At 75.4% G+C, this 12,461-nt stretch carries 11 protein-coding genes; 4 read left to right on the plus strand and 7 right to left on the minus strand.

The window, feature by feature from the left end:
• Both treY and MNZ39_RS11145 read right to left on the minus strand, forming a co-directional pair.
• A partial coding sequence (gene treY / locus MNZ39_RS11140; RefSeq protein ID WP_242338388.1) for a malto-oligosyltrehalose synthase occupies positions 1–2,290 on the minus strand: 2,290 nt, incomplete at its 3' end.
• Positions 2,274–3,929: a 4-alpha-glucanotransferase gene (locus tag MNZ39_RS11145; protein WP_255821296.1), complete on the minus strand. Its 1,656-nt coding sequence runs from the start codon at positions 3,927–3,929 to the stop codon at positions 2,274–2,276. The genes treY and MNZ39_RS11145, both read right to left, overlap by 17 nt.
• A gap of 107 nt (positions 3,930–4,036) precedes the next feature.
• Between MNZ39_RS11145 and gluQRS the strand changes: the two genes are divergently transcribed.
• Complete coding sequence (gene gluQRS, locus MNZ39_RS11150) at positions 4,037–4,996, plus strand: tRNA glutamyl-Q(34) synthetase GluQRS (protein WP_242338392.1); 960 nt, start codon at positions 4,037–4,039, stop codon at positions 4,994–4,996.
• An 84-nt stretch (positions 4,997–5,080) separates the two neighbouring features.
• Here gluQRS and MNZ39_RS11155 read toward each other — a convergent pair whose 3' ends face one another.
• Positions 5,081–5,611: a hypothetical protein gene (locus MNZ39_RS11155; RefSeq protein ID WP_242338393.1), complete on the minus strand. Its 531-nt coding sequence runs from the start codon at positions 5,609–5,611 to the stop codon at positions 5,081–5,083.
• Positions 5,612–5,734: 123 nt separating this feature from the next.
• Between MNZ39_RS11155 and MNZ39_RS11160 the strand changes: the two genes are divergently transcribed.
• Together MNZ39_RS11160 and MNZ39_RS11165 are read left to right on the plus strand one after the other, a co-directional pair.
• Positions 5,735–6,301, plus strand: a complete 567-nt coding sequence (locus MNZ39_RS11160; RefSeq protein WP_242338395.1) for a tRNA-(ms[2]io[6]A)-hydroxylase — start codon at positions 5,735–5,737, stop codon at positions 6,299–6,301.
• A gap of 277 nt (positions 6,302–6,578) precedes the next feature.
• Positions 6,579–7,619, plus strand: a complete 1,041-nt coding sequence (locus MNZ39_RS11165) for a zinc-dependent alcohol dehydrogenase family protein (RefSeq protein ID WP_242338397.1) — start codon at positions 6,579–6,581, stop codon at positions 7,617–7,619.
• A gap of 65 nt (positions 7,620–7,684) precedes the next feature.
• On the opposite strand, the gene MNZ39_RS11170 is transcribed toward MNZ39_RS11165, so the two are convergent.
• Complete coding sequence (locus MNZ39_RS11170; protein WP_242338399.1) at positions 7,685–8,800, minus strand: histidinol-phosphate transaminase; 1,116 nt, start codon at positions 8,798–8,800, stop codon at positions 7,685–7,687.
• A gap of 111 nt (positions 8,801–8,911) precedes the next feature.
• Here MNZ39_RS11170 and MNZ39_RS11175 point away from each other — a divergent pair, with 111 nt between their 5' ends.
• A complete protein-coding gene (locus MNZ39_RS11175; protein WP_242338401.1) occupies positions 8,912–9,226 on the plus strand; it encodes a hypothetical protein in 315 nt (104 codons plus the stop codon).
• A gap of 131 nt (positions 9,227–9,357) precedes the next feature.
• Here the strand turns inward: MNZ39_RS11175 and MNZ39_RS11180 are convergent, their stop codons facing one another.
• From MNZ39_RS11180 to MNZ39_RS11190, 3 genes are all read right to left on the minus strand, one after another.
• The gene (locus tag MNZ39_RS11180; RefSeq protein ID WP_242338403.1) at positions 9,358–10,464 is read right to left on the minus strand and encodes an arginase family protein; all 1,107 of its coding nucleotides are present in this window, start codon (positions 10,462–10,464) and stop codon (positions 9,358–9,360) included.
• Between the two features lie 65 nt (positions 10,465–10,529).
• Complete coding sequence (locus MNZ39_RS11185; RefSeq protein WP_242338406.1) at positions 10,530–12,110, minus strand: leucyl aminopeptidase; 1,581 nt, start codon at positions 12,108–12,110, stop codon at positions 10,530–10,532.
• Between the two features lie 122 nt (positions 12,111–12,232).
• On the minus strand, positions 12,233–12,461 hold a 229-nt coding region (locus tag MNZ39_RS11190; RefSeq protein ID WP_242338408.1), incomplete at its 5' end, for a HEAT repeat domain-containing protein.

Raw genomic sequence — 12,461 nt, forward strand, 5'->3', positions numbered from 1 at the left:
GGAGGCGGCCCACGACGTCGGCGTGGCGGCGGGTGCCCGGCACGACGCCGCCGTCCGGGAGCGCGCCGACGAGCGTCTGGTAGAGGAGGAGCTCGTCGGCGCGATCGGGGGCGCTGCCGTTCTCGCCCCCCACGTGCGGCCGGTTCATGCGGTGCCAGCGCAGGACCGCGCTCCGGAACTCGGCCGGGATCTCCGAGAGCGCGTCGATGCGGGTGCGCACGTCCTCGCTGCGCTTCGTGTCGTGCGTCGAGGTGGCCGAGAGCGAGCCGGGGAAGCGCGCCTGCCGCTCGGAGAGGAGCGCGTGGACCTCCTCCGGCGTCGAGCCGAAGTGGCGCGGCTCGCCCCCGACCTCGTTCAGGGACGCGAGCCGGACGTAGCTGTAGAAGGCGGTGTCCTCGACGGCCTTCGCCGTCACCGGCCCGGTGACCTGCTGCAGCTTCAGCGTGAACTCGAGCCACTCGTGCCGCTCGTCCTCGGTGAGCCCCTCCGGATAGCGCTGCAGCACGACGTCGCGCAGGAAGTCGTAGATGGACGGGTCCACCACCGGGCTCCGCCGCCGCGCCCGCGCGATGGTGCGCTCGACGAGCGCCCGGTCGCGATCGTCCACCTCGCCGCGGCGGGTCACGTAGGTGCGGTAGACCGGGAACAGCGCGACGAACTCCACGAGCGCGCGGGTGAGCTCGTTGAGGGTGAAGTCGCGCGTGCGCCGGTTCATCTCGCTGATGCGGTTCAGGCGGTGCGCGAGGGTGTTCACCTCGCCGGCCATCGAGGAGGACATCACGAGCCGCTTCTTGTCCACCACCACGTCGGCGAACTGCTCGCGGCGGCCGGAGAGGCGCGTCCACATCCCGTCGAAGGCGCGCTCCGCCTCCGGCTCCACGAAGAGCCCGTTCACGGCGGCGAGGAACTCGTAGCCCGTGGTGCCGTCCACGTCCCAGCCCTCCGGCATGCGCTCCGGCGCGACCAGGATCTTCTCGACCACCACGTAGAGCGGCCTCGCGGGGAGCCGGCCCGCCTCGAGCGCCTCGAAGATGCGCTCGAGCACGAGCGCCTCGGTGTCCGCGTCGAGCGGCGTGCCGCGCCGGGCCGCGAGCGCGCGCGTCCGCTCGACGAGGTAGGACGCCTGGAGCCGGCGGAAGTAGGCGGGCGGCGCGTACAGGCCGTCGGGGTGGTCGATGCGCAGGCCCGTGATGTGCCCGTCGCGCAGCAGCCCCAGCACGAGCCGGTGCGCCTCCCGGAAGACGCGCGGCTCCTCCATGCGGATCGCCGCGAGCGCGTTCACGTCGAAGAAGCGGCGGTAGTTGATCTCCTCGCCGGCGACCCGCCAGAAGGCGAGCCGGTAGGCCTGACCCTCGAGGAGCCGCTCGAGCAGATCGAAGCTGCTCCGGTCGCCCTTCCTGCCGTTGAAGACGCGGATGTTCTCGTCGACGAAGGCGCGCACGCGCGGGCTCGCGTCGCAGAGGGCCGCGAGCCGCCGCTTCGCCACCTCCTTCTCGCGCGCGCGGTCGGCCACGGCCTGGGGCGAGGTGTCGGTGCGCGGCGCCAGCTTCTCGAGCGAGACGCAGATGGACTCGAGCTCCTGGAAGTGGACGTCGCCTTCGCCGAGCTCGGCGCGCAGCTCGGGCAGGCGGTGGCGGAGGAGCTGCGGGACGGAGCGCGGCGCCACCGGGAACACGTGGTCCCAGTAGCGGACCTCGAGCGCGCCGCCCTCGCGCGCGAGCTTCAGCTCGCCGGCCTCGAGCACCTTGCCGAACTGATCGCCGAGCAGCGGGACGAGCACCTTGTGGCCGAGCTCGGTCTTGAGCGGGCGCCACTCGACGTCGAAGGCGGGGGCGTGGACCGACGACGGGCCGTTCTCGAGGACGTCCGTCCACCACGGGTTCCTCGCCCCGATGCCCATGTGGTTCGGGACGAAGTCGACGAGGATCCCCATGCCCCGCTCGGCGCACGCCGCGGCGAGCCCGAGGAAGGCCTCCTCGCCGCCCAGCTCCGGGTTGAGCCGCCCGTGGTTCACGACGTCGTAGCCGTGGCGCGAGCCGGGCGCGGCCTCGAGGATGGGCGAGAGGTAGAGGTCCGTGACGCCGAGCGCGTGGAGGTAGGGGACGACGCGCGCGGCGTCCTCGAAGTCGAAGTCGCCGTGGAGCTGAAGGCGGTAGGTCGAGGCGGGGCGGCGCGTCACGCCGGTGCCGTGCGAGAGCTCCTGCCCGAGCGCGAGGATGAGCTCCTCGGCGAGCGCCGCCCGCGCGATCTCCGCCGCCGGCTCGGTCCCCGTCTCAGTCGCGTCCGCCACCCGAGGTCCTCGCGATTCGCCCGCTCCGCTCGGAGAGCGCGCGCAGCCGGTCGCGCGCGGACAGGTCGGCGGCGAGCGCGCCGAGGTCGCGCGGCATCCGGTACGTCCAGTTCTCGTCGTTCACGGTCCCCGGCACGTTCACCCGCTCGCGCAGCCCGAACGCGTCCTGGAAGGGCAGGAGGAGGAGGTCCGACCCGGCGCCGTAGACGAGGGCGAGCAGCGCGTCGCGCACGCCGTCGTCGAAGGGGACCTGGCCGCGCGCCCGCAGCGGGGCGAGCTCGGGGAGGGCGAGGAAGGCGGCGCGCTCGTCGCCGGGCATGCCGTCCCACCAGTCCGCGAGCGCGTCCGTGTCGTGCGTTCCGGTGGTGGCCACGGACAGGGCGGGCCACGCGCGCGGGTCGCGGAACGGCTGGCCGGGCGCGTTCCACTCCCGCTCCCAGCGCAGCACGCGGTAGCCCGGCACGGCGATCCGCTGCAGCGAGGCGCGCACGAAGTCCGGGACCGTCCCGAGGTCCTCCGCGATGACGCGCGCGCCGGAGGAGAACAGCCCGAGCACGCGCTCGCCGTTCTGGATCTGCGCCGCCTCGCCCTCGGGGATGAAGGCCGGCGGGCTGCCGTCGTTCGGGAAGAAGTAGGTCCGGTAGAGGCCGACCACGTGATCGACGCGGTAGAGGCCGTAGAGGTCCGCCATGCGGCGGGCGCGCTCGGAGAGCCAGGGGTACCCCTCGCGCTCCATCACGTCCCAGCGGTAGACGGGCAGCCCCCAGTCCTGCCCGGTCGCGCTGAACGCGTCGGGCGGCACGCCGACGCGGGCGTCGAGCCGGAAGTCGTCGCGCCGCGCCCAGACGTCGGCGGAGTCGGTCGCGACCATGAACGGCAGGTCGCCGGCGAGCTCGACGCCGGCGCCGTTCGCGGCGTGCCGGGCGGCGCGCCACTGCTCCTCGAGCTGCCACTGGAGCCACGCGTAGAACAGGATCGCGCGGGAGTGGCGGGCGCGCGCGTCGGCGAGCGCCTCCGGGGCGCGGTCGCGCAGCGGCTCGGGCCACTCCATCCAGGCGCGGCCGCCGAGCGCGTCGTCGTGGATGGCGACGAAGAGCGCGTAGTCCTCGAGCCACGCGGCCTCCTCGCGCCGGAACGCCTCGAGCGCCCGGGCGCGCGCCGTGCCGCGGGACCACTCGTCCCGCTCGAAGCGCGCGAAGGCGAGCTCGAGCGCGCGCCGCTTGAGGGCGCGCACCTCTTCCCAGCGCACCGCCGGCGCCGCCCGCACGCGCGCGAGCCGCTCGCGATCCTCGGCGGAGAGCGCGCCCTCGCCCCCCGCCGCCTCGAAGTCCTCGAGCCCGCCGAGGGCCAGGTAGACCGGGTCCACCGCGAACGCGCTGAGGGCGGCGTAGGGGCTGCTCTGCCCGCGCGAGGCCTCGTTCACCGGCAGCACCTGCACGATGGAGAAGCCCGCGCCCGCGCACCAGCGGGCGAACGGGACGAGGTCCGGGATCTCCCCGACGCCCCAGTCACGGGCGGAGCGCATGGAGAAGAGCGGGAGGAGGACGCCGGCCTGTCGGGGCATGGAGGAGCGGGCTCGTGAGCGGGCCCTTCGGCCGCGCTCGAAAGGTTTGGGCTTGTGGCGATCGGGGGCAGGCATTATCAGGAGGCGCGCCCATCCGGCACCTGAAAAGCGGGGCGATACGCCACCGGCGCGCGGCCGAATCCCCGCATCCAGGCCGCGCGCGCGGCCACGCAAGGCACGCCTTGATCCGCGGCCGCTTCGCACCGTCCCCCACCGGTCCGCTCCACCTCGGCAACGCCCGGACGGCGCTCCTCTCCTGGCTCGCCGCGCGGGCGCCCGGCGGCCTCTACGCCCTGCGCGTCGAGGACCTCGACGGCCCGCGCGTCCGCCCCGGCCTGGAGGCGCGCATCCTCGACGAGCTCGCCTGGCTCGGGCTCGACTGGGACGAGGGGCCCGACGTGGGGGGGCCCTCCGGACCTTACCGCCAGTCCGAGCGGCTCCCGCGCTACGCCGCCGCGCTCGAGCGGCTGCGCGCGGACGACCGCGTCTACCCCTGCTTCTGCTCGCGCGCCGAGGTCGCCGCCGCGGCGCAGGCGCCCCACGGGCCGTCCGACGAGGGCCCGCGCTACCCGGGCACCTGCCGCGGACTCTCCAGGGCCGAGCGCGCCCTCCGCGCGCGCACCCGCGCGCCGGCGTGGCGGCTCCGCAGCGAGCCGGGCCTCGTCGCGTTCGAGGACGGGGTGCACGGGCCGCAGGCCTTCGACGTGGAGGGCTCGGTGGGGGACTTCGTCGTGGCGCGCGCGGACGGCCTCCCGGCCTACCAGCTCGCGGTCGTCGTCGACGACGCGGCGATGGAGGTGACGGACGTCGTGCGCGGCGACGACCTCCTCCCCTCGACCGCGCGCCAGCTCCAGCTCTACCGCGCGCTCGGCCTCGCGGCGCCGCGGTTCGCCCACGTCCCGCTCGTCGTGGGCGAGGACGGAGAGCGGCTCGCGAAGCGGCACGGCGCGCTCTCGCTCGCCGAGCTGCGCGAGCGCGGCGTGGCGCCCGGGGCGGTGGTGGGGCTCCTCGCCGAGCTGTCCGGGCTCGCCTTGCCGGGCGCGCGCTGCCGTCCCGCGGAGCTCGTCGGAGGCTTCACGCTCGGGCGGATCCCGCGCCGGCCGGTGACGCTCGGCGCGGCGCGGGTGGCGGCGCTCGGCTGAGGTGATCGCGGAGCCCGTGCGCCGGGCGCGGGCGGCCTCGCCGGCCGCGCGGTGGTGCCCCGGGGGCGCCCGCCGCCGGTCGCTCTAGAAATCCACCCCGACGCGCCCCAGCATCCCGAGGGCCGGCTCGTGAGAGTCCATGCCGGGCAGCCCCCAGCGCGCGAGCCCCCACACGCCGAGCCGGAGCGGGAACACCGGGAGCTTCAGCGAGACGCCCGGGCGCACGCCGTAGAACGTGGACCAGTTGCCCGCGACGGCCTCGCCGAGGTCCGAGCGCGTGCGAAGGTTCGCGGCACCGACCTCGCCGAGGAGCTCGATCCGCAGGAGGGGCAGGACGTCGAAGGAGAGCCCCGCGAGGCCGCTCGCGTCGTACCGCTCGAGCTGCGAGCGGTGGAAGTAGCCGCCGGCCGCGGCGCCCAGCGCGAGCGTGCCGACGCGCAGGAGCACCGTGCCGCCCAGCTGTCCCATGGGCAGGAGCGCCTCGTTGGAGAGCGGCGCGCGCTCCACCCCGAGCTTCTCCGCGCCGATGGTCGCCTCGACGCCCAGCGACACGCCGGCCCGCGCGACCCCAGCGCCTGCGAGCAACGCCACCGCCACCACCGTCCGAACGCGCATGCGCTCTCCCCCCCGCTCGAGTTCCAGCCTTCACTCGAAAGTGCGCACGCGCGCATCCCCGTCCGAGCCCATCCCGGGGGGGCGGACGAGCGGGGGAGGGGCACGGCAGCTACAACCCCGGCCGTGTCGCTCCTCCGCTCTCGCACCGATCCCCGCTGGCTCGAGGTCGCGCTCGCCGACCTGCCGTCGATCCTCGCCGACCACGCGCACTGCGAGAAGAAGGCGGCCGCGAGCGCGGTGAAGCTCGTCGCCGAGCACCCCGACCGCCCGGAGCTCGTGCGGGCGGTGGCGCGGCTCGCGCAGGAGGAGCTGCAGCACTTCCTCGCGGTGCTCGCCGAGATGGGCCGCCTCGGCGTCGCGCTCACGCCCGACGGGGGCGATCCATACGCGCAGGCGCTCCTGCGGCGCGTGCGCGGCGGCGAAGGTCGGCTCGTGGACCGCCTGCTCGCGGCGGCGCTCATCGAGGCGCGGAGCTGCGAGCGCCTCGCGCTCCTCGCCGGCGCGCTCGAGGAGCCGCGGCTGCGCGAGCTGTACGCCCGGCTCGCGCAGTCCGAGGCGGGGCACGAGCGGCTCTTCGTCGAGCTCGCCCGGCGGCACGGGGCGGGGGACGTGGACGCACGCCTCGCCGAGCTCGCGGCGGAGGAGGCGCGGATCGTCGCGGGCCTGCCGCTCCTGCCCAGGATTCACTGACAGCGCGGTGAACACCTGCGCGCGCCCAGCGCGGGAGCCCGCGGCGGGACGCGGACGAGCGCTCGAGGCCGGCGGCCGGGCGCGGGCGGAGATCGCGCCCGCCGCGCCGGCCTCGGTGCGCGGGCTCGGCCGCTCCACTTCGGAGGGACCCCGGGGCTCCGGAAAAGCGGCGGGGCTCCGTCGTGGTCCTGCCATTTCGGCCGTGGTCTGGGAGGCTGCGGGAGGTGCGGCGCGTTCGCTCCGCGCTCCAGGCGCTCCACGAAAGGAGGAGGTTGCGATGAAGGCGCTCGTCTATCACGGCCCCGGGAAGAAGGCGTGGGAGGAGAAGCCGAAGCCGACGATCAAGGAACCGACCGACGCGATCGTGAAGGTGGTGAAGACCACGATCTGCGGCACCGACCTCCACATCCTGAAGGGCGACGTCCCGGCGGTCACCGACGGCCGGATCCTCGGGCACGAGGGGGTCGGCGTCGTCGAGGAGGCGGGCGCGGGCGTCACGACCTTCAAGAAGGGCGACCGGGTCCTCATCTCCTGCATCACCGCCGACGGCAAGTGCGAGGCGTGCAAGAAGGGGATGTACTCGCACTGCGCGAACGGGGGCTGGATCCTGGGTCACCTCATCGACGGGACGCAGGCCGAGTACGTCCGGATCCCGTACGCCGACACGAGCCTCTACGCGGTGCCCCCGGGCGTGGACGAGGGCGCGCTCGTCATGCTGAGCGACATCCTCCCCACCGGCTTCGAGGTCGGCGTCCGCAACGGCGCCGTGAAGCCGGGCGACACGGTGGCCATCGTCGGCGGCGGGCCGGTGGGCCTCGCCGCGCTCCTGACCGCGCAGTTCTACTCTCCGGCCGAGCTCATCATGGTGGACCTCGACGACAACCGCCTCCAGGTCGCGAAGAGCCTCGGCGCGACCCAGACCGTCAACAGCGGAGACGGGAAGGCGGTCGAGAAGGTCATGGCGCTCACCGGCGGCAAGGGCGTGGACGTGGCCATCGAGGCGGTGGGGATCCCGGCCACCTTCGACGTCTGCCAGGAGATCGTCGCGGCGGGCGGGCACGTCGCGAACGTCGGCGTGCACGGCAAGAGCGTCTCCCTGAAGCTCGAGAAGCTCTGGATCCGCAACGTCACGATCACGACGGGGCTCGTGGACACGAACACGACCCCGATGCTCCTCAAGAACGTCGTCGCGGGGCGGCTCGCGCCGCGCAAGCTCATCACCCACGAGTTCGCGCTCCACGACGTCGTGAAGGCCTACGACACGTTCGCCAACGCCGCGAAGGAGCGGGCGCTGAAGGTCATCCTGCGAGCGGAGTGACGGCCCGGCGGGCGCGAACCCGCCTCGCGTGCCCGCGAGGCCGGTTCGCGCGCCGTACGCGTCACCTAGAGCTTGGCCGCCGCCGCGAGCAGCGCGTCGTTCTCCTCGGGCGTCCCCACCGAGATGCGGATGCACCCCTCGAGCCCGGCGTAGTGATCCTGCCGGCGCACGAGGATCCCCTTCGCGACGAGCGCGTCGAACGCCGCCTTCGCGTCCGGCGTGCGCACGAGCACGTAGTTCGCGGCGCTCGGGTAGGGCTTCCAGGTCGGGTGCGCGGCGAGGCCGGCGAGGAGCCTCGCGCGCTCCGCGCGGATCCGGGCATGGATCGGCGCGAAGGCGCCCGGCGCCTCGAGCGCGGTCAGCAGGATCGCGCCGGTGTGCGCGGGGATGCAGAACGGCGGCACGAGCGCCCGCACGATCGAGGCGACGCGCGGCGCGGCGAGCAGGTAGCCCGCGCGGATGCCGCCGAGGCACCACGCCTTCGAGAAGGTGCGCAGGATCGCGACGTTCGCGTTCGCGCGCGCGAGCGGGCGCGAGTCGGTGCCCGCGAAGGCGTGGTACGCCTCGTCCACGACGAGGAGCCAGTCGCGCTCGCGCGCCCGCGCCGCGAGCCGCTCCACCTCCGCCGTCTCGAACAGCCGCCCGGTGGGCGCGTGCGGGTTCGGCAGGAACAGGACGCCGGGAGGGCCCTCCATGGCGGCGAGGAGCGCGTCCACGGGGAGCGCGAAGCCTTCGCCGAGGGGGATGGAGCGGTACGGGGTGCCGGCCGCCGTCGCGCCCCCCTTGTAGTAAGGGAAGGCCGGGGCGGTATCGAGCACGGAGCGCGCACCCTGCGCGAGGGCGAGGACGAGCAGGTTCGAGCCCGGGGCGACGACGATCCCCTCCTCGGGCCACTCCTCGTGGCGCGACAGCGCCGCGCGGACGTCCTCGGCGTGCAGCTCCGGGTAACGGTTCCAGGGCAGCGCCTCGAGGCGCGCCAGGGCGCGGGCCTTGAGCTCCGGCGGGAAGTCCTCGGGGCTCTCGTTCTGGTCGAGCTTCACGCGCGCGTCGACCTTCGCGTACGGATAATCGGCGACTGCGACAAGGTGCGGCTTGAAGGCGTTCACGGGGTGAGGGTAGCACCACCCGGGCGGCACCGCGCTGTCGGGCGGCATGGCGGGCGCGTCGGGAATCCCCGACACGGCCGCGTGGAAGCCCGCGGAACGAGACGCGAACGAGCTGGCAGGCGAGATGCACATTGGCGAGGGTGGGTGGCCGGACGGACGGCCCCGGGACGAAAAGGAGAAACGGTCATGACGAAGAACTCGAAGGTTCCTGCTCTCGTTGGCGCCGGCGTCGGTCTCGCCCTCTTCCTCGCGGTCGCGCTCCTGCCCGCGCTCCTCTACGGCGGCTACGCGGGCGTGATGCTCGCCGGGGGCATCTTCGGCACGCCGGTCACCGCCTCCTTCGCTGCCCGGGCGCTCATCGTCTTCGGCATGGTCCTCGGCGTCACCGCCATCGGCTCGCTCTTCGCCGTCGGCGGCGCGGCCGCGGGCGCGGCCATCGGCGCCATCATCGGGCTCACGCCCGCGACGCCCAAGAAGGCCGCCGAGAAGGCGAAGGCGTAACGACCCGACGAGCGACCCGCTCGATCCCGTCCGAACACCCGAGGCCCCGGATCCGACGGATCCGGGGCTCTTCTTTTGCGCGGCCGCGCCTTTTCCCGGCCGCGCGCCGGACCCCGCCGGGCGGCGCGCCCCTAGCTCCCGAGCCCCGCGTCGATCGTCTCGCGCAGGTACCGCGCCGCGAGCGCGACGGTGCGCGGCCCGCCCCCGGCGCTGCGGGCGACGTTTGGAGCGACCTCCATCACGTCGCCGCCCGCGAGCCCGACCTCCCGCCCGAGCCGCGCGACGAGCGCGGACACGAAGTCCGGCGCGAGCCCGTCCGGCTCGGGCGTGCCCGTCGCGTCCGCGAAGGCCGCGTCGGTGCCGTCGATGTCGTTCGAGAAGTAGACCTCCCGCACGCCGGACGCCCTGACGTGGGCTAGGATCGCGTCGAGCGCCGCCGCGGGATCGCGGCGCACCTCCGCGGCCCAGAACTGCCGGACCCCGAGCGTCGACTCCCAGTGCTTCCGATCGCGCCCGGACGCCCGCGTGCCGACCTGGACGAGCCGGCCGCGGCGGCCGAGGAGCTCGTTCGCGTGGAACGACCAGGTCGCGAAGCAGTAGCGGACGCCGAGCCGCTCGGCGAGGAGGTCGGTGTGCGCGTCGATCTGGACGATGCCGAGGCCGGGGCGGGCCGCGGCGAGCGCCTTGACGACGGGCCAGGCGGTGGAGTGATCGCCCCCGAGGGCGAAGACCCGCGCGCGCGGGTTGGCGGCGAGGACGAGCCCGAGGGCGCGCTCGGCGATCGACAGGGGCGAGACCGGCCAGGTCCGGCGCTCGGCGTCGGCGAGGTCGGGGTAGAGCGCGCGGGCGCTCGCCTCGCGCTGCGCCTCCGAGAGCATGGCGTCCTCGAGGAGCTGCGGGACGACGAACACGTCGCCGAGATCGACGAGCCCGGCCTCGCGGGCCCGCTCGGCCCACCGGGAGTCGTCCTCCAGCAGCTGCGCGCGGATCGCGCCCGGCCCGAGGTTCGCGCCGCGCTGCACGCCGCCGCCGGAGTCCGACGGGATCCCGAGGAGCATTGCGCGCGCCCCCGCGGCGCGGCCGAGCGCCTCGCGCCAGCGGGCGCGGACCGCGTCCTGGTCCGCCGCGCCGTAGAGCCGGCGCTGCAGCTCGAGCTGCTCCGCCCTGCCGGTCGAGACGAGGTGGACCCCGCCGCCGGCGGGCCGCAGCATCCGGACGAGCGCGTCGATCGCGTTCACGGGAGAAGGTTACCCCGGCGGCGGGGGCGCCGCAGCGCCCCTCGCGCGGCCCGGGGCGGGCGCGCTCACCGGCCGAAGCCGCGCACGAACTCGACGAGCGTCCGCACCGCGAACCCGGTGCCGCCCTTCGCGACGTAGCCGCGCTCCTTCGGCGCGTGCGACGGGCCGGCGATGTCGAGGTGCGCCCAGGGCACGTCCTTCGCGAAGGCGTGGAGGAAGTGCGCCGCGCTGATGGCGCCGCCCCAGCGCTCGCCGGTGTTCTTGAGATCCGCGCGGTCGCTCTCGAGCTGCTCCTTCAGCGACTCCGTCATGGGGAGCCGCCAGATCTCCTCGCCCGACGCGCGCGCCGCGGCGAGCACCCCGTCCACCGTCGCGCCGTCCGGGCCGAACAGGCCGGCGGTGGTGTGGCCGAGCGCCACCACGCAGGCGCCGGTGAGGGTCGCGACGTCGATCATCGCCGCGGGCCTCAGCGTCTCGGCCGCCCAGGCGAGCACGTCGCCGAGGACGAGCCGCCCCTCCGCGTCGGTGTTGGTGATCTCGACGCTCTTGCCCGCGTACGAGACGAGCACGTCCGAGGGCTTGTAGGCCTTGCCGCCCGGCATGTTCTCGCAGGCGCCCAGCACCGCGTGGACCGGGAACGGCGGCGCGAGGTGGGCGACGACGCGCATCGCGCCGAGCACGGCCGCCGAGCCCGCCATGTCGGTGTTCATCGTCACCATGCTCTCGGTGGGCTTGAGCGACAGGCCGCCCGAGTCGAAGGTGATCGCCTTCCCGACGAGCACGACCGGGGGCTTCTTCGCCGCCGCGCCCTTCGGCACGTAGCTCACCGTCACGAGCCGCGGCGGCTCGGACGAGCCGCGCGTCACGCCGAGGAACATGCCCATCTTCAGGGCCGCGATCTCCCTCGGGCCGCGCACCTCGACGGCGAGCCTCGCCTCGCGCGCGAGCGCCTCCGCCTGCTCGGCGAGGAGCGCCGGCGTGCAGTCCGCCGGGCCGAGGTTCACGAGGTCGCGCGCCCAGGCGACCGCGAGGGCCACCTCGCGCGCGAGCTCGAGCGCGGCCTTCACCTCGGGGAGCTTCTCCGCGCCCGCCGGGACCGCGACGGTGAGCTCGGCGAGCGGCGCGCGCTTCGGCGCCTCGCTCTTGTAGCGCCGGAACCCGTAGCCGCCGAGGAGCGCGCCCTCCGCCAGCGCGCGCGCCGCGGCGGCGACGTCGCCCAACCCGTCCTCGGGCGGCGCGATCGCGAGGGAGCGCGCGCCGGCCTTGCCGGCCGCGCGGGCGGCCTTGCCGGCGGCGACGCGCAGCGGCTCGAAGCCCGCGGCGGCGAAGGCGCTCGCCTTCGCGCGCGGTCCCACGCCGACGAGCAGCACGCGGCCCGCGGGCGCGCGACCGAGGGTCGGGAGCGCCAGCTCCTGACCGGGCTTTCCCTCGAACCGCTCGGCCTTCGCGGCCGCCGCGAGGCCGCCGCCGAGCATCGCGTCGAGCCCCTTCAGGCGCCCGCGCAGTCCGCCCTTGACGTCCTCCTCGTACACCGGCAGCGCGAGCGCGTCCGCCGCGAGCTCCGCGGCCGGGGTGCCCGACGCCTTCACCGCGGCGGGCTTCGCCCCCGCCGCCGCCTTCGCTGCCGTCGCCTTCGTCCGCGCCATCCGGTCTCCTCGCGAGCCCGTCCGCCCCGCCGGAGCGGAGGGAGGGGAATGGAGTGCGGGCGTCGTTTAGCACGGCCGCGGGCGTCGCGCAGGGCTCCGCGCGGCGCTGGCCTGTTGGGCGCTCAGGGCGCGCGGACCGCCGCCTCGACACGCCGGGCGGCCGCCGCGGCCTCGGCCGCGCCGCAGGCCGGGGCCTGGCGCGAGATGCCGAAGATCCCCTTCGTCTCGACCCGGGCGGCCGCGGCCCGCCGGAGCGCGGGGAGCGCGGCGGGATCGCCGACCTCGCCCAGGCGCTCCGCGGCGGCGCGGCGGACGTCGCAGTCGGGCGCGTCGAGGAGCGCGCCGTACGCG

Origin of the sequence: Anaeromyxobacter sp. SG66 (genome assembly GCF_022690805.1) — a bacterium.
GTDB classification, from domain to species: domain Bacteria; phylum Myxococcota; class Myxococcia; order Myxococcales; family Anaeromyxobacteraceae; genus Anaeromyxobacter; species Anaeromyxobacter soli.